This window comes from Mycetocola sp. TRD_SC_2 (assembly GCF_055361225.1).
The window spans coordinates 2,306,687-2,324,941 of sequence record NZ_CM143954.1 but is presented as its reverse complement, the minus strand read 5'-3'; the positions used below and the strand labels follow the sequence as shown (position 1 = coordinate 2,324,941).

Below are 18,255 nucleotides of genomic sequence, written 5' to 3'. Positions count from 1 at the left end.
CCTCAGGGGGACGCGACGATCTCACTCGCGTGCGCGATGGCATCCGGGGTGTCGGTGAAGATCCTGCCCTGCTCACGCAAGTGGGGAGCGGTCCCCAGCCTGCGCAGGATCTCGCCGTGGCCTGGCCTGACCCCGGAGACGAGCACGACGATGCCGCGGCGCTCGAGCCGGGCGATCGCGTCGTCGAGCATGAGACCGCCCGTCGCGTCGAGCGTTGTCACGCGGCTCATCCGGAGGATGACAACAGACACGTCACTGACGTCGGCGAGTTCGAGCAGAAAGCGGTGGGCGGCTCCGAAGAAGAGCGGACCGTCGAACCGGTAGGCGACGATGTTCTCGTCGGCAAGCGCTCGCTCTTCATCTGAGTGGTCCGTGGTGTCGAGCGGGACCTGTTCCAGTTGAGCGGACTGTGCCACTGCCCGGAGCGCGAGGATCGCTGCGGCGGCGAGGCCGACGACGACAGCGATGACGAGGTCGACGAGCACTGTGACGAGAAAGGTCAGCACGAGGACAACAGTGTCCGAGCGGGTGGACCGGAGGAGCGCGCGAACCGCTCCCACCTGAACCATCTGGACAGTCCTTGCCAGGAGCACACCGGCGAGGGCGGCGAGTGGGATGAGTCCGACAAGCGGGCTGATCGCCAGCACGACGATGAGCAGGATGGCCGAGTGGCTGATCGCCGACAGTCGCGACGCGGCCCCCGCGCGGGCGTTCACGGCGGTCCTGGCGATCGCCGCCGTCGCCGGGACGCCGCCGAAGAACGGGACCACCACGTTCGCGATGCCATGCCCGAACAGCTCCCTGTCCGGGTCGTGATCCTCGCCGACACGCATCCCGTCCGCGACCGTCGCGCACAGGAGACTCTCCAGCGCGCCGAGCGCTGCGACAGCGATCGCGCTCGGCAGCAGGGATGCCGCGTTGCCCCAGTCGAGGAAACCAGCAGACGGGTTGCCGATCGGTGCGGGGAGTTCACCGATCGACGGCAGCGCGAACCCGGCCGCGACCGCCGCCGCCGTCACAGCGACCACGGCAATGAGCGACACGGGAAGCGATGGCTTCAGCCGGGCAACGATCAGGATTGACGCTGCAACGACGACGGTGATGACGGGAGGGATCCAGGTGGGGTCAGCGAGAAAGCGAGCAGCGGCATCCGCGGCGAGGGGAAGAACCTGTTCCTGGTCGCCGGGGGCCACGCCGAGCATGTTCGGGACCTGCTGGAGGGCGATCACCACGGCGATGCCCACGGTGAAACCCTCGATGAGGGAAGCGGGGAGGTAGCGAACGAACTTTCCGACCCCGCTCACCGCGAGAATGATCAAAAGAACACCGGCCATCAGGCCGACCTGCAGCACGCCGCCGACGCCGAAGTTGTGCAGGACGGGAACGAGGACGACCGTCATCGCGCCGGTCGGGCCGGAGATCTGCAGGTTACTGTCGCCGAAAACGGCCGCGATCACGCCAGCGCGGATCGCGGTGGTGAGTCCGGCACCCGCGCCGGGGTTCTGACGGCCCGGCCGTCACGCTCGTCGGCTCTGGGCATCGTTCAATCGCTCGATCAGAGAAAAGCGGATGCCGCGACGCGGTAACCGCCGTCTGCACGCGTCACGAGAGGGGTGCCCTCCGCGCGGTAGTGCTGAAGGGCCTCGTCGTCATGGCACGACGGAGGCAACCCGCCGGCGCGAACCACACGCCACCACGCGACCTCGCCGCCGTGCAGGGACATCACGCGGCCGACGCCGCGTGCAGATCGCGAGCCGAGCGTTGCGGCGACCTGGCCGTACGCCATGACGCGCCCAGGGGGAATCGCCGCAACAACATCGAGGACGGCGTCGACGAATTCGTCGGGGCCCAGCCGATCGGGATCAGAGCTTGCGGACGGCGATGGTCTCGCCATACTGCGTCTCGCCGACCGGCTCGAATCCGACGTGGAGGAAGAATTGCTCCGGCCCGGATTCACCCGGCTCGAAGATGACATTGACGTGGTCGAAGCCACGCCTGGTGGCTTCCTCGCTGAGCGCCTTGACGGCGTAGGTGCCGACGCCGCGGCCTTGGTCGTCTGCGTCGACGTTGATCCGCCACAGGATGCTCGCGAACTCGTCGTCGCTGTCCTGGTCGAAGTTCGCCTGCACGAATCCGACGACCTCGTCACCGTCGAGAATCACCCGCTGCCAGCTCGTTTCGGGGTTCACAACCGCTGCAGCGACGGAGTACGACACCGGTGCAACGAACTGCTCCTGGCCTGGCTTGAGCGTCAGCGCATTGACCGCGACGATCGTTGAGGCGGACAGTTCTTCAAGTCTGAGCTCAGGCATGCAGCCAAGGGTATCGGCAAGTCGAGCCGGACGGGTAGCTCGATTACGGGGAGCGGCACATTTCACGCAGTGTTCATTCCCGGAATCGCAGGCAGGAACTAGCCGGCGAGATGTCTCGATATCAAGATAGTTGCGCGCCTCGGGTAAGCTGGACCGCGGCCGGTAAGGCCCCACAGACTAGGAGCTCTTCATTGTCAAAAATTAAGGTTGAAGGCACCGTCGTCGAACTCGACGGCGACGAGATGACCCGCATCATCTGGCAGTCCATCAAAGACACCCTGATCCACCCGTACCTCGACGTGAACCTCGAGTATTACGACCTCGGCATCCAGAAGCGTGACGAGACCGACGATCAGATCACGATCGACGCCGCACACGCCATCCAGAAGCACGGCGTCGGCGTCAAGTGCGCGACCATCACCCCCGACGAAGCACGTGTCGAGGAATTCGGCCTCAAGAAGATGTGGCGGAGCCCGAACGGGACCATCCGCAACATCCTCGGAGGCGTCATCTTCCGCGAGCCGATCATCATCTCGAACATCCCGCGCCTCGTGCCCGGCTGGAACAAGCCGATCATCATCGGCCGTCACGCGTTCGGTGACCAGTACCGCGCGACGGACTTCCTCTTCAAGGGCAAGGGAACCCTCACGGTGGAGTTCACCCCCGAGGACGGCTCTGAGCCCCAGAAGTTCGAGGTCTACCAGTCCCCGGGCGACGGCATCGCCCAGGTACAGTACAACCTCGACGAGTCCATCCGTGACTTCGCGCGTGCCAGCCTCAACTACGGCCTCACCCGCAACTACCCGGTGTACCTCTCGACCAAGAACACCATCCTCAAGGCATACGACGGCCGCTTCAAGGACATCTTCCAGGAGATCTTCGATGCAGAGTTCAAGGAGCAGTTCGACGCTGCCGGTCTGACCTACGAGCACCGCCTCATCGACGACATGGTGGCATCCGCCATGAAGTGGGAGGGCGGCTACGTCTGGGCCTGCAAGAACTACGACGGAGACGTCCAGTCCGACACCGTCGCGCAGGGCTTCGGCTCGCTCGGCCTCATGACGAGTGTTCTGGCTACGCCGGACGGGAAGATCGTCGAAGCTGAAGCAGCGCACGGCACCGTGACCCGTCACTACCGTCAGCACCAGCAGGGCAAGCCGACGTCGACCAACCCCATCGCGTCGATCTTCGCCTGGACCCGTGGACTGGCGCACCGCGGAAAGCTCGACAACAACGACGCGCTCATCGAGTTCGCCGCAACGCTCGAGGACGTCGTCATCAAGACGGTCGAGTCCGGCAAGATGACGAAGGACCTCGCGCTCCTCGTCGGCCCGGACCAGGCTTTCCAGACGACCGAGGAATTCCTCGCCGAAATCACGGCGAACCTCAAGACCCGCCTGGGCTAAACCCCGCACAAAACGGATGCCCCCGATCGTGTGATCGGGGGCATCCGTCGTTAACGCATGGTTGAGATCAGGGTTTGCAGACCGCCTGCACGTCGGCGAACGTCGTCTGGATGTCTCCGAGTGCGTCGGTCAGCGCCGTCGTCTCGATGTTGTCAGGGTCGTCCGCGGCAGTGCGCATCTCGACGGCGAAGGCATCGAGCGCCTTCTCGGCCGCGTTCGTGGTCTTCTTGACCTCTTCGTTGCTGATCTTGTCGTTTGCTCCGGAGAAAGACGCGGCCAGATCATCGACGGCGTCGGCACCGGCGGCGGGGTCGCTGCCGAATGAGGTCACGCTCTCCGAGAGGTCTTCCTGAGCCTTCTCCATGGTGGTCTGCACGATGGTGCAGGCGTCGGCCGTTGACTGGCCGCCGGCGCAGCCCGTCAGCAACAGGCCGGCGACGGCGACGATGCCGAGGGCTGAAACTCGGGCGGAACGGATTGTGGGCACAGGGGGATCCTCTGGTTTTTTCGTCGGGGGGATTTCGCACACACACTATCAGCCGCTCTCTGGAAAACACCGGGGGAGAGGTTCTGCCAAACTGGGAGACAGGAGCAAAGAAAGCAGGCGCTATGGCAGAGATCGTGATCGTCGAGAACGCACAAGCGGCCGGTGAACTCGTCGCCGATGCGATCGCATCCCTGATTGCGTCAAAGCCGGATGCCGTGCTCGGGCTCGCGACCGGGTCGACACCCCTTCCGGTGTACCAGGCACTTGCCGCGCGGGCATCGGAACTCGACCTCGGGCGGGTCTCCGGCTTCGCGCTCGATGAATATGTCGGGCTACCCGTATCGCACCCGGAGAGCTACCGCTCGGTCATCACGCGTGAGGTCGTCGAACCGATCGGGTTCGATCCGAAGCTCATCCATGTTCCCGACGGGACCGCCGAGACCATCCAGTCCGCCGGCGGTACGTACGAGAGTGCGATTCTTGCCGCGGGTGGCGTCGACCTGCAAATTCTCGGTGTCGGCACCGACGGCCACATCGGATTCAACGAACCCGGCTCATCGTTCGCCTCGCTCACCCGTGTGAAAACCCTGACCGAGCAGACCCGCCGCGACAACGCCCGCTTCTTCGACTCACCGGACCAGGTACCGATGCACTGCATCACGCAGGGCCTCGGAACCATTTCGCGCGCGCGTCACCTCGTTTTGCTCGCGTTCGGCGAGGGAAAGGCGGCCGCCGTCGCGGCATCCGTCGAGGGACCGGTGACGGCGATGGTTCCCGGCTCAGCAATCCAGTTGCACCCGCACGCGACGGTTGTCCTCGACGAGGCGGCTGCGTCGCAGCTCAGGCTCGCGGACTACTACCGGTACACCTGGGCCAACAAGCCCGAGTGGCAGGGGATCTAGCCGCGAGTTGCCGGGTTTCGTCGGTTTTCGGCGCTCTCAACCCGAAGAAGTGGGCAACTCGCGTCGCCTAGAACACCTTGCCGGGGTTCAGGATGCCCTGCGGGTCGAAAACCTGCTTGATCTGCCGCTGCAGATCGAGCTGGTCGTCGCCGAGCTCGAGCCCCAGCCAGCGCTTCTTGAGGATGCCGATCCCGTGCTCCCCTGTGAGGGTGCCGCCGAGCCGGAGGGCTGTCGCGAACAGTTCGTCGGCCGCCTGCCAGATCAGTTCTGGCACCTCGGTGCCCTCGAAAATGAAGTTCGGGTGGAGGTTGCCGTCTCCGGCGTGAGCGACGGTGGGAATGCGGATGCCGTACTGCTGCTCGATCCGGACGATCTCCGCGAACATCGCGGGCAGCGCCGTGCGCGGCACGGACACGTCCTCGATCAGGGTCGTCCCCAGGCGTTCCATCGCCGGGTGCATCGACCGGCGGACGGCGAGCAGGCGCTCGCCCTCAACGGGGTCGGTCGACAGCGACGCGCGACCGCCGAGGGAATGCAGGATCGCGAGGGCTGCGTCCGCTTCCTGCTGCGCGGCCGGTCCGTCGGTCTGGACGACGAGGTGCGCTTCGCCGGTGGTGATTCCCGGCAGGGCGAGGAGGGTGGAGACCGCCTCGAGTGAGGCGGAGTCCATCAGTTCCATGACGGAGGGCTGGATCCCCGCCGCGGTGATGGCGGCGGCCGCTGCCGCGGCATCCGTCACGCTCGGAAAGTAGGAGGCGATGGTCGCGATGACGCCGGGGACGGCCCTGCGGATGCGCACGGTCGCCTCGACGATGACCCCGAGGAGTCCCTCCGATCCGACCATGAGTGCGGTGAGGTCGAGCCCGGTGACGCCCTTGACGCTGCGGTGGCCGAGGTCGAGCAGGCGGCCGTCGGCGAGCACGACCTTGAGGCCGAGCACCGCGTCGCGGGTGACGCCGTACTTGGCACACAGCAGTCCGCCCGCGTTCGTGGCGATGTTGCCGCCGACCGTTGAGATCGCCTTCGAGGCAGGGTCGGGCGCGAACCAGAATCCGCGCTCGGCGAGGATCTCGTTGAACCGGCCGTTGAGGATGCCGGGTTCGACGACGGCGAGCTGGTCGGCTTCGTTGATCTCGAGGACGCGGTTCATCGCCATGGTGGAAAGCACGATCTCGCCGCCGGACGCGATCGCGCCGCCGGCGAGTCCGGTGCCCGCCCCGCGCGTGACGACCGGAGTGCCCGTGCCCGTCGCAATGCGCAGAACGGCCTGCACGTCGGCGATCGAACGCGCCTCGACGAGAGCGAGGGGAGCGGATGCCGACCGGTGGCCGGACTTGTCGGCCTGCGTGAGGGAGAGGGCTGCTGCATCCGTCACGACGGCGTCGCCGAGTTCGGCGACGAGCCTCGCGAGGGCGTCGGTCACGCCAGTTCCCGCCTGCCGTTCACGACGCCGCTGATGGTGGCGAGGAGCCCGAACGCGAGGGCGACGATCGGCACGCCGAGGTCCCACCAGGCGAGCGCTGCCGCACCCATGACGGCGATCTCGACGATCGCCTTGCCGTACACGTCGATGGAGAACACGGCCTTGGGAGAACGGAAGAGCGCCCAGAGCAGGATTGCGACGACGGGGAGCACGATGCCGATGACGATGTTCCACGGCAGGGGCCAGGACAGGAATCCCCAGATGCCGAGGCTGATCACCGCGAAGATTTCGAGGAAGAAACGGAGGATGTCGTTGGGGGTGACACTGACTTTGTCGCTGGATTCCGGCACCGGTCCAGTGTAGACGTTCGTCATTTGAAGATGATCGTACGGGCGCCGTCGAGGAGCACCCGATCCTCGGCGAACCACTTGACCGCCTGGGTCAGTGTCCGGCTTTCTTCGTCCTGGCCGATGGCGACGAGTTCGGATGCGCTGCGGGAGTGGTCGACCCGGACGACGTTCTGTTCGATGATCGGGCCCTCGTCGAGGTCGCTCGTGACGAAGTGCGCCGTCGCCCCGATGAGCTTCACACCGCGGGCATGTGCCTGCCGGTATGGGTTCGCGCCTTTGAAACCGGGGAGGAAGGAGTGGTGGATGTTGATGGCCCGGCCGGCGAGGCGTTCGCACAGCTCGGGGGAGAGGATCTGCATGTACCGGGCGAGCACGACCAGTTCGATGTCGAACTCTTCGACCGCTTCGAGGATGCGGGCTTCGAACGCGGACTTCGACGCGGCATCCGTCACCGGGCGGGACTCGAACGGTACACCGTAAAACGCGGCGATGTCGCGGAGGGTGCCGTGGTTCGAGAGCACGAGCGGGATCTCGACGCTCAACTGCCCCGCTCGCTGCCGGAACAGCAGGTCGTTGACGCAGTGGGCGGCCGTCGACGCGAGAACGAGCGTGCGCAGCGGGCGGCCGACGTCATCGAGCCGCCAGGTCATCTCGTACTTCTCTGCGATCGGAACGAGAACCGCCTCGAACTCGCCGCGATCGCCGGGGGATTCGACCTGCAGTCGCATGAAGAACCGGCCGGTGTCTGCGCTGGAGAACTGCTGGCTCTCGGTGATGTTGCCTCGAGCAGAGACGATCGCTCCGCTGATCGCGTGAACGATGCCCGGGCGGTCGGCGCAAACGAAGGTCAGAACCCAGTGGTTGAGGGGCTCGCGTGGGGCGTCGGGGATAGTCACGCTCCTAGGCTATTGCAGTCGGATGCCGCTGAACGCCCGGTCGGCCACCCTCGGTTAGACTGGTCGACGGTCAGCGCATTCCGCTCGGCCCTGGGCGCGCACATCGGCGCGTAGACGAACTCGGCTCTCGCTTCGGCGGCCGAGTGAACGCCGTCGTTGGAATTTCCCGATGACCACTTCCCCTCTCCCCGTTGTGCCGCTTTCTGTACGGCCACCCGCGGGTCCGCTCCCGTTCCCGTGGATCGGGCTCATCGCCCTCTCGGCGACCGTCTTCCTCTCGGTGTCGAGCGAGATGATTCCGACGGGCCTCCTCCCGGAGATGAGCTCGTCTCTGGGGGTCTCACCGTCACAGGTCGGACTCCTCGTGACCGTGTTCGCGTTCACCGTCGTGGTTTCGAGCGCTCCGCTCACCGCCCTGACGGTCCGGGTCCCGCGGCACGCCCTCATGCTCGGGATCCTCACCGTGCTCGGGCTGAGCAATCTCCTCACCGCCCTCGCACCGACCTACGAACTGATCGTCGCGACGCGTGTGTTCGGCGGGCTCGCGCACGGCCTGTTCTGGGCGATGGTTCCCGCGTACGCCGCGCACCTCGTCGACCGGGAGCACATCGCCAGGGCCGTCTCGATCACCCTTGCCGGCGGAACGCTCGCCCTCGTGCTCGGAGTGCCGCTCGGCACCGCACTCGGTCAGGCTGTCGGGTGGCGCTGGGCGTTCGCCGCGATCGCGGGGGCGCTCTTCCTCGGCGTCCTCGCGATGCTCCTCTGGCTGCCGCCGGTGGAACGCGACAGGACCGTTTCCCCGGATGCGGGTTCGCGCCGAGACCCGACGATCCTCGCCGTCGGGGTGCTGTGCGTCACCGTCGCGATCGTGATGATCGGCAACTACACCTTCTACACGTTCATCGCGCCGTTCCTCATCGACCGGATGGGAGTCGCGCCCGAATACCTCAGCGCCGTGCTCTTCTCGTACGGTGCGGCCGGCGCCGTCGGACTCGTGCTCGCCGGAACGATCTTCGGACGGCGGACAGGGCTGGGGCTCATGCTCGGCCTCGTGGCCACCGCCGTCGGCGTCGGTGTCGCAGCGGTCGCGTCGTCGACCCTCTGGCTGTCACTCGCGGGAATCGTGCTCTGGGGCCTCGCCTTCGGGCTCGTCCCTCCGCTCCTCCAGACACGGCTGCTGCACACGGCAAGCGCGAGGATCCGTGACACCGCCAGCGCGTTCTACACGACAGCGTTCAACATGGGAATCGGAGGAGGCGCACTGGTCGGCGCGCTCCTGCTCGACTGGAGAGGGCTCGGCGCATTGCCCGTTGCGACAATCGTTTTGGTGCTCGCCGGTCTCGTCGTGGTGGCTGCAACCCTCTTCGCCGGGCGTCGCCGAACCGGTAACGCGCACTAGCCGTCCTCGGCTGGGAAACTCCTGTGGTCTTTTCGGAGGCTCAGGCCGGTTAAACTGGGGAGTAACTCTCTGACGCAATCCGAAAGACCTCCATGGTGCTCATCCTGCTGGCCTTCTTCGTGGTTTCGTGCGCCACGGGATTGCTGACCAGATGGCTCTCGACCCGGGTCTTCTACCTGTTCTCGCTCCTGCCGTTCGGTACGTTCGTGTACACGCTGACGCAGACCCCCGCGGTCATCGCCGGGGGAGCGGTCACAGAGAGCCTCCCGTGGATTCCGCAACTGGGCATCGCCCTGTCGTTCCGGGTGGACACCCTGGCCTGGCTGCTCGCGCTCATCGTGACGGGCGTCGGCGGTCTCGTCCTGGTCTATTGCGCCAGGTACTTCGCCCACGATGAACCGGGGCTCGGACGATTCGCCGGGCTGCTCCTCGCATTCGCCGGCACCATGTATGGTCTGGTGACCGCCGACGACATCATCGTCATGTTCATGTTCTGGGAGATCACGAGTGTGCTCTCCTACCTGCTCATCGGGCACTACGTCGACCGTAAGGAGAGCAGGGGCGCCGCCCTTCAGGCTCTGCTCGTGACCACCTTCGGCGGCCTGATCATGCTTATCGGCGTCGTGATGATCTCGGTTCAAGCAGGGACGACGTCGATCGCGTCGATCGTCGACCAGGGACTCGAGGGACCGATGGCCACCGTCGCCATCCTGCTGATGCTCGTCGGCGCTCTGTCGAAGTCTGCGATCGTTCCGTTCCACTTCTGGCTTCCCGCTGCGATGGCCGCGCCGACCCCCGTCAGCGCCTACCTGCACGCCGCCGCCATGGTGAAGGCCGGAATCTACTTCGTCGCGCGATTCGCGCCGGGATACGTGGACACACCCGGTTGGACTCCCGTGCTCGTCGGGCTCGGCGTCTGGGCGATGCTTGTCGGAGCCTGGCGTTCATTGCGCCAGTATGATCTCAAACTCGTCCTCGCGTACGGGACGGTCAGCCAGCTCGGGTTCCTGATGGTGATCGTCGGGTTCGGCGGCCACGACGCGGCACTCGCAGGCGCGGCGTTGCTCCTTGCCCATGCCATGTACAAGGCGGCGCTCTTCCTCGTCGTCGGAATCATCGACCATCGAACAGGGACGAGGGACTGGCGGAAACTCTCCGCCGTCGGCCGGCAATCGAGGATGCTCGCCGTGATCTCGCTCGTCGCTGTCGCGTCTATGGCAGGCATCCCGCCGCTCTTGGGCTTCGTCGCGAAGGAAGCGGTGTTCACCGCGTTCCTCGAAGCCGGTCTCGCCGGGGACCCGTGGGGATGGATCGCCCTCATCGGCACAGCCATCGGTTCCGTCCTCACCGTCGCGTACAGCGCCCGCTTCTTCTGGGGCGCGTTCGCGACGAGGAAGAACGTCGAACCCACGAAACTGCACGCCGATGGCTGGGGAATTCTCATCGCCCCCGGCGTCCTGAGCGCAGCAACGATTCTGCTGGGGCTCGGAGCGAGCACGCTTGTCGACCCCGCTCTCCGGCCGTACGCCGAGACGATGCCTGGCCCTGGCGACTACCACCTTGCCCTCTGGCACGGCTTCGAACCGGCACTCGGGCTGTCTGCCCTCGTCATCGCACTCGGTCTCGTTCTGTTCTGGCAGCGTGCGCGGGTCGCCAAATTCCAGGACGCCCTCCCGGCGACCATGGACGCCTCACGGACCTACTGGCTCAGCGTTCGTCTCGTCGACCGGCTGGCCGCCCGCACGACGATCTTCGCGCAGCAGGGTGGACTGCCCCAGTACCTGGGCACGATCCTCATCGTGTACGTGCTCACCCTGGGGGTCGCGAGCTCCCTGAACCGGTCCTGGCCGGACAGCATCCGCCCCTGGGACTACCCGGAACAGGTGTTCATCGCGGTCGCCATCGCGATCGCCGCCATCATGGCGGGGCAGGCCAGGCAGAGGATGAGCGCCGTGCTGCTCGTCGGAATCACCGGATTCGGCATGGTCGCGATCTTCGCCCTGCACGGTGCCCCTGACCTCGCGTTGACCCAGGCGTTGATCGAGATGGTCACCCTCGTGGTGTTCGTTCTCGTCCTCCGTCGCCTGCCGACCAAGATCGCCCAGCGGAACAAGCCGGTCAAACGACTGCTCCGGGCCACCGTCGGCATCGCCGTCGGCGCGACCATGGCCGTGGTCGCGGTGATCGCCCTTGGTGCACGCCAGGAAGAAAGCATCGGCAAGGAATGGCCGAGGCTCGCCTCCGAAGAGGCACACGGCCTCAACATCGTCAACGCGGTGCTCGTCGACATCCGGGCCTGGGACACCATGGGCGAGATCTCGGTCCTCGTCGTCGTCGCGACCGGCATCGCGAGCCTGCTCTTCGTCACCGGCCGCGCCGGCCCGATTCCACGGCTCCGCGGCTCGCGAGAGCAGCGGAAGCGTGAGAACCGCAGGCGGGTCCTCGTCGACCCGCTGGCTCCAGGCCCCGAGCCCAGCTCGAGCCGGATGAGCTGGCTGCTCGCGGGGCGCACCCTCGCTCCCGATCACCGATCGGTCCTGCTCGAGGTCCTTGTGCGGCTGCTCTTCCACCCCGCGATCCTCGTCTCGGTGTACTTCCTCTTCGTCGGGCACAACCAGCCCGGTGGCGGTTTCGCCGGAGGGCTCCTCGCCGGACTCGCTCTTGTGGCCCGTTACCTCGCCGGAGGTCGCTACGAACTCGCCGAGGCAATTCCGGTCGACGCCGGAAAGATCCTCGGCGCGGGCATCGTGCTCGCCGCGGGGGCTGCGGCCGCTTCGCTCCTGTTCGGAGCTGAGGCGCTGACGTCCGCTTACTTCGAGGCCGATGTCCCATTCCTCGGCCATCTGTCCTTCGGAACGTCGACGATCTTCGACATCGGTGTGTATCTCGTGGTCGTTGGCCTTGTTCTCGACATTCTCCGAAGCCTCGGCGCCGAGATCGATCGCCAACAGGAAGAGGCCGACCTCGCCGAGGAATCACAGGACGACTTCTCCGAGAGCGAGGCAGCACGATGACCGCCTCAGCCACCCTCATCATTCTGATGGCGGTTCTCTACGCCGTCGGCATCACTGTGATGCTGGAGCGCAGCCTCACCCGGGTGCTCATCGGATTCATGCTCGTCGGTAACGCCACCAACCTGTTGATCCTGATCGTCTCAGGGCCCGCCGGAACGGCACCCATCGTCACGGGTACAGCCGCAGATGACGGCATGGCGGACCCGGTTCCCCAGGTCCTCATGCTTACGGCGATCGTGATCAACTTCGGAATCACCGCGTTCGTCCTCGCGTTGATCTATCGCTCCTGGTGGCTCGCTCAGCTCGGCGACCAGGGCGATGTTGTCCCCGACCAGCATGTCGGAGAGACCGAGCACACGACGGATGCCGCGTTCGATCCGGTAGACCACGACGACGCGGCCGTCAAGAAGTTGCTCGCAGACAGTGATGAACGCCCAGAGGAACCCAATCACGGACTGGAGGAAAACCGATGAGTGCCATCGTTCCCCTCCTCGTGCTTCTTCCCCTCCTGGGAGCCGCCGCCGCTCTCGTGCTCGGTGCCTATCGGCGCGCGCAGGTCGCCATCAGCGCGCTCACCCTGACAGCCGTCAGCGTCATGAGCGCCTTCCTGCTCGTTCACGTTGACCAGGAAGGTCCCGTTGTCGTCGACGTCGGCGGCTGGGACGCCCCATTCGGCATCGTGCTCGTCGCCGACCGGCTTGCCGTCATCATGGTTCTCATCGCCGCGCTCATGCTGCTCGGCGTTCTCGTCTTCGCGACTGGGCAGGGAATCGCGGACGGCGACCGTGAAACACCCGTCTCCATCTTCCACCCGACCTACCTCGTGCTCGCGGCTGGCCTGTTCGACGCCTTCATCGCCGGCGACCTGTTCAACCTGTATGTGGGTTTCGAGATGCTGCTCTCGGCGAGTTATGTGCTCCTGACGCTGGCAGGAACCGGCGCCAGGATCCGCGCCGGTGTCACTTACATCATCGTCAGCCTGACCTCGTCGATCCTCTTTCTCGCCGCTATCGCTTTCATCTACGGGGCGACAGGCACCGTGACGATGGCGCTCGTCGCGGAACGGGTCCGAGACCTGCCTGCAGACGTGCAGATGATTCTCTGCATCGCCCTGCTCGTCGCATTCTGTATCAAGGCGGCAGTGTTCCCGATGTCGTTCTGGCTACCCGACTCCTATCCGACCGCGCCAGCACCGGTCACCGCGGTCTTCGCCGGCCTCCTCACGAAGGTGGGTGTCTACGCGATCATCCGCACCGACACGGTGATGTTCACAGACGTGGACATCGATATGCCGCTGATGGTGATCGCGCTGCTCACCCTGATTGTCGGTATTCTCGGCGCACTCGCTCAAGCCGACATCAAGCGACTGTTGTCATTCACCCTCGTCAGCCATATCGGCTACATGATCTTCGGGATCGCGATCGGCAGCCAGGCCGCACTCGCTGCGACGATCTTCTACATCATCCACCACATCATCGTGCAGACGACGTTGTTCCTCGCCACGGGCCTCGTCGAGCGGGTCGGCGGGACGACGTCAATCAACCGTCTTGGCGGCATGCTCCGCGCATCCCCGTTCGTGTCGGTTCTCTTCTTCATCGGCGCCATGAATCTCGGTGGACTCCCGCCGTTCTCCGGTTTCCTCGGCAAGATCGGACTGTTCGACGCCGGCGTCGCCCTCGGGTCTCCGATGGCGTACGTGCTCATCGCGGCGGGAGTTGCGACCTCGCTTCTCACGTTGTACTCGCTCGTGAGAGTGTGGAACATGGTGTTCTGGCGGCCGAGCGGTGAGGTCGAGGGATACTCATCGCCGCTGCTCGATTCGCTCAGCGAGGGCCCGGAAGACCAGGGCGGGACCGTCCGGACGAAGAGCGTCCCCAAGCTCATGCTCACGGCGACCACCGGCATGGTGGCCCTCACCGTCGCGCTCACCATTTTCGCAGGCCCTTTGTTCGATCTCGCCAGCCGGACGGCGTCGGACTTCGAATCACCGTCCACCTATGTCGACGCCGTCTTCCCCGGAGGTGTGCAATGAGTCCCGAGTCCGGTGCTGACCGTATCTCCATACGCAGCCAGATCGTCCTGCTTCTCGGACTCGTCGCACTCTGGTGCCTGGTATGGGGGCAGTTCACTGTACTCAGCGTGACGACCGGCATCCTGCTCGCGGTGGGTATCTCGCTGCTCTTCTACCTTCCCGCCATCGATCTCAGCGGCAGGGTCAACGTTTGGTACACGGTCGTGTTCTTCGTGAAGCTCGTCATCGATATCGTCTCCGCGTCGCTCGAAGTCGCCTGGCTCGTCATCAACCCGCGTTTCAGACCGTCCAGTGCAGTGCTCGCCATCGCCCTCGACACCCGGTCCGACCTGATCATGACGTTCACGGCCGAGGCGATCTCGCTCGTCCCCGGATCGATCGTCGTCGATGTCGACAGGCAGGAGTCGGTTCTCTACGTGCACGTCATCAACGTGAGGACGGAGGAGGACCTCGAGACGGTTCGCTCCAAAGTGTTCGCCACCGAAAGACGGCTCGTCATGGCGATTGGATCGAAAGACGACGTGTGGCGCGTTCAGCAACCGAACGAGTTGACACGGTCACTGCGGCGGGGGAGGAACTGATGGGTATCGCGATCATCATCGCCGGCGTGCTCTTCAGCGCCGGCGCGGTCACCGCCCTGTACCGGGTGGTCACGGGGCCGAGTCTGCTCGACCGCGTTATCGCCACCGACGTCTTTGTCGTGACGATCATGTGTGTGCTCGCCGCCGAGATGGCTCTGAATCACCACACCGAGACACTTCCGGTGCTTCTCGTGCTCGCGGCGTTCGCCTTTCTCGGTTCGGTGAGCTTCGCGCGCTTCATGGCAAAGCAGGACCAGACATGACCGGTGAAGCGATTCGTGAGGCGATCACCGTCGCCCTCATCCTCCTGTCGGCTCTCATGTGTTTTGCTGCCGGCGTCGGGCTCATCCGTTTCCCTGATGTGCTCTCGCGTCTGCATGCCGCGACCAAACCTCAGATCCTCGGTCTGATGGCGGTCGCTGCGGCGATCGCGGTGAATAACCCGAGAATCGGAACGTTCGCCCTCCTGACCGCCATCATCATCTTCCAGGGGCTGACGGCGCCCATCACAGCGCACATGGTCGCGCGCGCGGCGTATCGTTCCGATCACCTGCGTCACGATCTGATGATCAAGGACGAACTGTCGGTCAGGGTCGACCGAGTCGAGCAGAGCGAGTCAGGCGCGGCCAACGACCAGGCAGACGCCGACGAGCGCTGAGCGACTAACAGACCCGGGCTCCGGCCGCCCAGACGGCGCTCGGCGTCAACGAACCGTCGAGCAGTACCGCGTCCGCCGCGAAACCAGGCTCCAGTCTCCCGAGGTCTGCTGACCGGCCGATCGCGCGGGCCGGGGTCTCGGTGAGTGCGGTCACGGCGACCGGAAGGGTGACCCCGACCTCGAGAACCGCACGGCGGAGCGCAGCGTCCTGCGTGAGGGTCGAACCGGCGATCGAACCTCCACCCGCCAGCCTGGCGACGCCGTCGACGACATCGACGTCGAGCGAACCGAGCCGGTACCTGCCTTCCGATGAACCGGCGGCTGCCATGGCATCCGTCACGAGGGCGATGCGCCCGGGGGCCGCACCGAACGCGATCCGCACCACGTCGGGGTGTACGTGCACTCCGTCGTTGATGATTTCGAGGATGACGGACGCCGATGACGTCGCCGCTGCGATCGGTCCTGGGTTCCGGTGATGAATGCCGTTCATCGCGTTGAAAGCATGGGTCAGGATGCTGGCACCCGCGTCGAACGCGCGTTCAGCGCCCTCGAAATCGACGTCGGTGTGACCGACCGCAACGGCGACCCCGGCTGACGTGAACTGCCGGATGGCGTCCATGCCGCCTGGCAACTCAGGCGCGAGGGTGACCTGCCGGATCGATCCGCGCCCTGAGGCGATCAACCGGTCGATCGAGATCGGGTCAGGGGCGCGGAGGAGGGACGGGTCATGTGCACCCTTGTGCCCGACGTCGAGGAACGGACCCTCGAGGTGCGAGCCGAGGATGGTCGGATCGGCGTCCGCCAGGTCCGCGATGAGCGCCACACGGCGCACGAGGTCGTCGATGGTTCCGGTGACGAGTGACAGGACGGAGCGGGTGGTGCCGTGTGCCCGGTGGACGGCAAGAGCGGTGCGGATGCTTTCGGCGTCGCCATCGAAGGAGCATCCGCCGCCGCCGTGGCCGTGGATGTCGATGAAGCCGGGAACGAGAATGGCGCCTGCTGTGTCGACAACGTCCGCCGCGTGCAGGGACTGCCAGTCGTCTCCCGTGCCTGTGGCAGTAATGACCCCGCCGGAGAACGCGACGTATCCGTCCGCGATCTCCTCCCCGCCGGAGACGACACGGGCCGAATGAAGGACGAGGTCAGTGCTGTTGGGGGGAGGAGTCACGTCGCCACGATAACGTCGATGCCCGCCTCGGCGAAAGCTCGGGTCTGCGCGGCGGTGATCCCTTCGTCGGTGATCAGTGTGCTGAACGTTTCGGCATCGCCCACCGTCGCGAACGCCCGCTGTCCGATTTTCGACGATTCGGCGACGACGATTGCGTGATCGGCGCGGGTTGCCATGAGCCGGTTGATGCGTGCTTCGCCCTCATCGTGGACGGTGGCTCCGATGTCCGGATCGATGCCATTCACACCGAGAAACGCGAGATCGAGCGTCACCTCGCGCAGCATGAGGTCGCTGTACGGCCCGACGAGTTCGTACGAGCGCGGGTGCACGACCCCACCCGTGACGACGACCTTGAACTGGGGCCTCACGGCGAGCTGAGCGGCGATGTTCACCGCGTTGGTCACGATGGTGAGGCTCGTCGCCGGGGACGGTTCGGTCAGGTCTGCGCGAGACGTCAGGAGACTCGCGATCGCCGTCGACGTGGTTCCACCGCACAGACCGACGACGGCACCCAGGGGAATGAGCGCGCTCGCCGCCCGCGCGATTCGTTCCTTCGGCGAGGTGGCCTGATCCTGCCGGTACCGGCGGGGGAGGTCGTAGGAGACGGAGTGCGCGACGGCGCCGCCGCGAGTCCTCGCCAGCAGCTGCTGCTGGGCGAGCGAGTCGAGGTCACGTCTCGCGGTTGCCGGCGAGATCCCCAGCCGGCCCACCAGGTCATCGACGTCGACCCGGCCATGTTCCGCCAGCAAATCGAGGATCGCGGTGAGACGTTCTGAGCGGTTCACTCCTCGCTCCCGGCGAAGAGCCGGAGCAGCCGCTCCGCCTCGATGGCAAGCGCGTCGCGACCCGCGGAGAGATAGCGCCGGGAATCGACAAGGCCCGGATCGGCGTCGAGGGCGGCGCGGACCGCGCGGGTGAAATGACCGTTGATATGGGTGGAGACATTGATCTTCGTCATTCCCGCCCGGATCGCGTGCCGGATCTCGTCGTCGGGCACGCCGCTCGAGCCGTGCAAGACGAGCGGAACCGTGATGGCGTCGCGGATTCGCCCGATGAGGTCGAGGTCGAGCCGTGCCGTCCGTTCCGCCATGGCGTGTGATGAGCCGACCGCGACAGCGAGAGCGTCGACCCCGGTCGCCGCGACGAATGCGGCGGCGTCAGCCGGATCGGTCCGCACACCGGGGGCATGCGCGCCGTCCTTGCCGCCGATCTCCCCGAGTTCGGCCTCGACGGAGATCCCGGCGGAGTGAGCGGCGTCGACGACGCGGCGGGTGGCAGCGACATTGTCTGCATAGTCAAGGGTGGCGCCGTCGTACATGACCGACGTGAAACCGAGATCGATGGCGGCCAGGGCGAGGGACTCGTCTGTCGCGTGGTCGAGGTGGACAGCGACATCGACAGTGGACGAATGGGCCAGGGCGAGCGTCGCGGCGGCGAGCGGCACAAGGCTGCCGTGGGAGCGCACGCAATTCTCGGAGATCTGCAGGATCACCGGTAACCCGGCGGACTCCGCCGCGGAGACGATACCTTCCGCGGTCTCCAGCGAAAGGACGTTGAAGGCACCGATCCCGGCCTGAGCTGACTGCGCGCTGCGAATCAGGTTCCCTGTTGGCGTGAGTGGCATGAG

Annotated in this window: 19 protein-coding genes; 9 read left to right on the top strand and 10 right to left on the bottom strand. The window is 65.8% G+C overall.

Annotated features, from left to right (window positions below; genetic code table 11):
* Positions 1 to 2: 2 nt before the first annotated feature.
* The 3 genes from ACWA1Q_RS11160 to ACWA1Q_RS11150 all read right to left on the bottom strand — a co-directional run bounded on the left by ACWA1Q_RS11160 (position 3) and on the right by ACWA1Q_RS11150 (position 2,312).
* The gene (locus ACWA1Q_RS11160) at positions 3 to 1,457 is read right to left on the bottom strand and encodes a SulP family inorganic anion transporter (RefSeq protein WP_463757405.1); all 1,455 of its coding nucleotides are present in this window, start codon (positions 1,455 to 1,457) and stop codon (positions 3 to 5) included.
* Positions 1,458 to 1,555: 98 nt separating this feature from the next.
* On the bottom strand, positions 1,556 to 1,894 hold the full coding sequence (locus ACWA1Q_RS11155; protein WP_463757403.1) for an MGMT family protein: 339 nt from the start codon (positions 1,892 to 1,894) through the stop codon (positions 1,556 to 1,558).
* On the bottom strand, positions 1,863 to 2,312 hold the full coding sequence (locus ACWA1Q_RS11150) for a GNAT family N-acetyltransferase (protein ID WP_463757402.1): 450 nt from the start codon (positions 2,310 to 2,312) through the stop codon (positions 1,863 to 1,865). Before ACWA1Q_RS11150 ends, ACWA1Q_RS11155 begins: the two co-directional genes overlap by 32 nt.
* Positions 2,313 to 2,503: 191 nt before the next feature.
* Between ACWA1Q_RS11150 and ACWA1Q_RS11145 the strand changes: the two genes are divergently transcribed.
* Positions 2,504 to 3,718 (top strand): NADP-dependent isocitrate dehydrogenase, encoded by a 1,215-nt coding sequence (locus ACWA1Q_RS11145; RefSeq protein WP_121672505.1) that lies wholly within the window; start codon positions 2,504 to 2,506, stop codon positions 3,716 to 3,718.
* Between the two features lie 67 nt (positions 3,719 to 3,785).
* On the opposite strand, the gene ACWA1Q_RS11140 is transcribed toward ACWA1Q_RS11145, so the two are convergent.
* On the bottom strand, positions 3,786 to 4,205 hold the full coding sequence (locus ACWA1Q_RS11140) for a hypothetical protein (protein ID WP_463757400.1): 420 nt from the start codon (positions 4,203 to 4,205) through the stop codon (positions 3,786 to 3,788).
* A 122-nt stretch (positions 4,206 to 4,327) separates the two neighbouring features.
* Here ACWA1Q_RS11140 and nagB point away from each other — a divergent pair, with 122 nt between their 5' ends.
* Positions 4,328 to 5,107 carry a glucosamine-6-phosphate deaminase gene (gene nagB, locus ACWA1Q_RS11135; RefSeq protein ID WP_463757399.1) on the top strand — a complete coding sequence of 260 codons (780 nt, stop codon included), beginning with the start codon at positions 4,328 to 4,330 and terminating at the stop codon, positions 5,105 to 5,107.
* Positions 5,108 to 5,174: 67 nt separating this feature from the next.
* Here the strand turns inward: nagB and ACWA1Q_RS11130 are convergent, their stop codons facing one another.
* From ACWA1Q_RS11130 to purU, 3 genes are read right to left on the bottom strand one after another with little or no spacing between them, the layout of a single operon-like run.
* Positions 5,175 to 6,530, bottom strand: a complete 1,356-nt coding sequence (locus ACWA1Q_RS11130) for an FAD-binding oxidoreductase (RefSeq protein WP_463757397.1) — start codon at positions 6,528 to 6,530, stop codon at positions 5,175 to 5,177.
* On the bottom strand, positions 6,527 to 6,904 hold the full coding sequence (locus ACWA1Q_RS11125) for a YrdB family protein (protein ID WP_463757396.1): 378 nt from the start codon (positions 6,902 to 6,904) through the stop codon (positions 6,527 to 6,529). Before ACWA1Q_RS11125 ends, ACWA1Q_RS11130 begins: the two co-directional genes overlap by 4 nt.
* The gene (purU, locus tag ACWA1Q_RS11120; RefSeq protein ID WP_463757394.1) at positions 6,901 to 7,776 is read right to left on the bottom strand and encodes a formyltetrahydrofolate deformylase; all 876 of its coding nucleotides are present in this window, start codon (positions 7,774 to 7,776) and stop codon (positions 6,901 to 6,903) included. The genes ACWA1Q_RS11125 and purU overlap by 4 nt, the downstream gene beginning before the upstream one ends.
* A gap of 169 nt (positions 7,777 to 7,945) precedes the next feature.
* Between purU and ACWA1Q_RS11115 the strand changes: the two genes are divergently transcribed.
* From ACWA1Q_RS11115 to mnhG, 7 genes are all read left to right on the top strand, one after another.
* Positions 7,946 to 9,175 carry an MFS transporter gene (locus ACWA1Q_RS11115; RefSeq protein WP_463757393.1) on the top strand — a complete coding sequence of 410 codons (1,230 nt, stop codon included), beginning with the start codon at positions 7,946 to 7,948 and terminating at the stop codon, positions 9,173 to 9,175.
* A 92-nt stretch (positions 9,176 to 9,267) separates the two neighbouring features.
* A complete protein-coding gene (locus ACWA1Q_RS11110) occupies positions 9,268 to 12,189 on the top strand; it encodes a Na+/H+ antiporter subunit A (RefSeq protein WP_463757391.1) in 2,922 nt (973 codons plus the stop codon).
* A complete protein-coding gene (locus ACWA1Q_RS11105; protein WP_463757390.1) occupies positions 12,186 to 12,662 on the top strand; it encodes an NADH-quinone oxidoreductase subunit K in 477 nt (158 codons plus the stop codon). The genes ACWA1Q_RS11110 and ACWA1Q_RS11105 overlap by 4 nt, the downstream gene beginning before the upstream one ends.
* A complete protein-coding gene (locus ACWA1Q_RS11100; RefSeq protein ID WP_463757387.1) occupies positions 12,659 to 14,221 on the top strand; it encodes a Na+/H+ antiporter subunit D in 1,563 nt (520 codons plus the stop codon). The genes ACWA1Q_RS11105 and ACWA1Q_RS11100 overlap by 4 nt, the downstream gene beginning before the upstream one ends.
* Positions 14,218 to 14,802: a Na+/H+ antiporter subunit E gene (locus ACWA1Q_RS11095; RefSeq protein WP_463757384.1), complete on the top strand. Its 585-nt coding sequence runs from the start codon at positions 14,218 to 14,220 to the stop codon at positions 14,800 to 14,802. The genes ACWA1Q_RS11100 and ACWA1Q_RS11095 overlap by 4 nt, the downstream gene beginning before the upstream one ends.
* Positions 14,802 to 15,065, top strand: a complete 264-nt coding sequence (locus ACWA1Q_RS11090; protein ID WP_463757382.1) for an MrpF/PhaF family protein — start codon at positions 14,802 to 14,804, stop codon at positions 15,063 to 15,065. Before ACWA1Q_RS11095 ends, ACWA1Q_RS11090 begins: the two co-directional genes overlap by 1 nt.
* Positions 15,062 to 15,460, top strand: coding sequence for a monovalent cation/H(+) antiporter subunit G (gene mnhG, locus ACWA1Q_RS11085; protein WP_463757380.1), 399 nt, complete (start codon positions 15,062 to 15,064; stop codon positions 15,458 to 15,460). Before ACWA1Q_RS11090 ends, mnhG begins: the two co-directional genes overlap by 4 nt.
* A 4-nt stretch (positions 15,461 to 15,464) precedes the next feature.
* Here the strand turns inward: mnhG and nagA are convergent, their stop codons facing one another.
* Genes nagA through ACWA1Q_RS11070 form a run of 3 tightly spaced genes read right to left on the bottom strand, consistent with a single transcriptional unit; the run spans position 15,465 to position 18,252 of the window.
* On the bottom strand, positions 15,465 to 16,628 hold the full coding sequence (gene nagA / locus ACWA1Q_RS11080; RefSeq protein ID WP_463757378.1) for an N-acetylglucosamine-6-phosphate deacetylase: 1,164 nt from the start codon (positions 16,626 to 16,628) through the stop codon (positions 15,465 to 15,467).
* Positions 16,625 to 17,413, bottom strand: coding sequence for a DeoR/GlpR family DNA-binding transcription regulator (locus ACWA1Q_RS11075; RefSeq protein WP_463757377.1), 789 nt, complete (start codon positions 17,411 to 17,413; stop codon positions 16,625 to 16,627). Before ACWA1Q_RS11075 ends, nagA begins: the two co-directional genes overlap by 4 nt.
* Positions 17,410 to 18,252, bottom strand: a complete 843-nt coding sequence (locus ACWA1Q_RS11070; RefSeq protein WP_463757375.1) for a class II fructose-bisphosphate aldolase — start codon at positions 18,250 to 18,252, stop codon at positions 17,410 to 17,412. Before ACWA1Q_RS11070 ends, ACWA1Q_RS11075 begins: the two co-directional genes overlap by 4 nt.
* Positions 18,253 to 18,255: the final 3 nt, after the last annotated feature.

Bases quoted from the DNA above. Each gene is read 5' to 3' on its own strand.
- ACWA1Q_RS11105 (WP_463757390.1), top strand. From the start codon at position 12,186: ATGACCGCCTCAGCCACCCTCATCATTCTGATGGCGGTTCTCTACGCC.
- ACWA1Q_RS11070 (WP_463757375.1), bottom strand. From the start codon at position 18,252: ATGCCACTCACGCCAACAGGGAACCTGATTCGCAGCGCGCAGTCAGCT.
- ACWA1Q_RS11095 (WP_463757384.1), top strand. From the start codon at position 14,218: ATGAGTCCCGAGTCCGGTGCTGACCGTATCTCCATACGCAGCCAGATC.
- nagB (WP_463757399.1), top strand. From the start codon at position 4,328: ATGGCAGAGATCGTGATCGTCGAGAACGCACAAGCGGCCGGTGAACTC.
- ACWA1Q_RS11115 (WP_463757393.1), top strand. From the start codon at position 7,946: ATGACCACTTCCCCTCTCCCCGTTGTGCCGCTTTCTGTACGGCCACCC.
- ACWA1Q_RS11150 (WP_463757402.1), bottom strand. From the start codon at position 2,312: ATGCCTGAGCTCAGACTTGAAGAACTGTCCGCCTCAACGATCGTCGCG.
- mnhG (WP_463757380.1), top strand. From the start codon at position 15,062: ATGACCGGTGAAGCGATTCGTGAGGCGATCACCGTCGCCCTCATCCTC.
- ACWA1Q_RS11090 (WP_463757382.1), top strand. From the start codon at position 14,802: ATGGGTATCGCGATCATCATCGCCGGCGTGCTCTTCAGCGCCGGCGCG.
- ACWA1Q_RS11110 (WP_463757391.1), top strand. From the start codon at position 9,268: ATGGTGCTCATCCTGCTGGCCTTCTTCGTGGTTTCGTGCGCCACGGGA.
- ACWA1Q_RS11100 (WP_463757387.1), top strand. From the start codon at position 12,659: ATGAGTGCCATCGTTCCCCTCCTCGTGCTTCTTCCCCTCCTGGGAGCC.
- ACWA1Q_RS11125 (WP_463757396.1), bottom strand. From the start codon at position 6,904: ATGACGAACGTCTACACTGGACCGGTGCCGGAATCCAGCGACAAAGTC.
- ACWA1Q_RS11155 (WP_463757403.1), bottom strand. From the start codon at position 1,894: ATGGCGAGACCATCGCCGTCCGCAAGCTCTGATCCCGATCGGCTGGGC.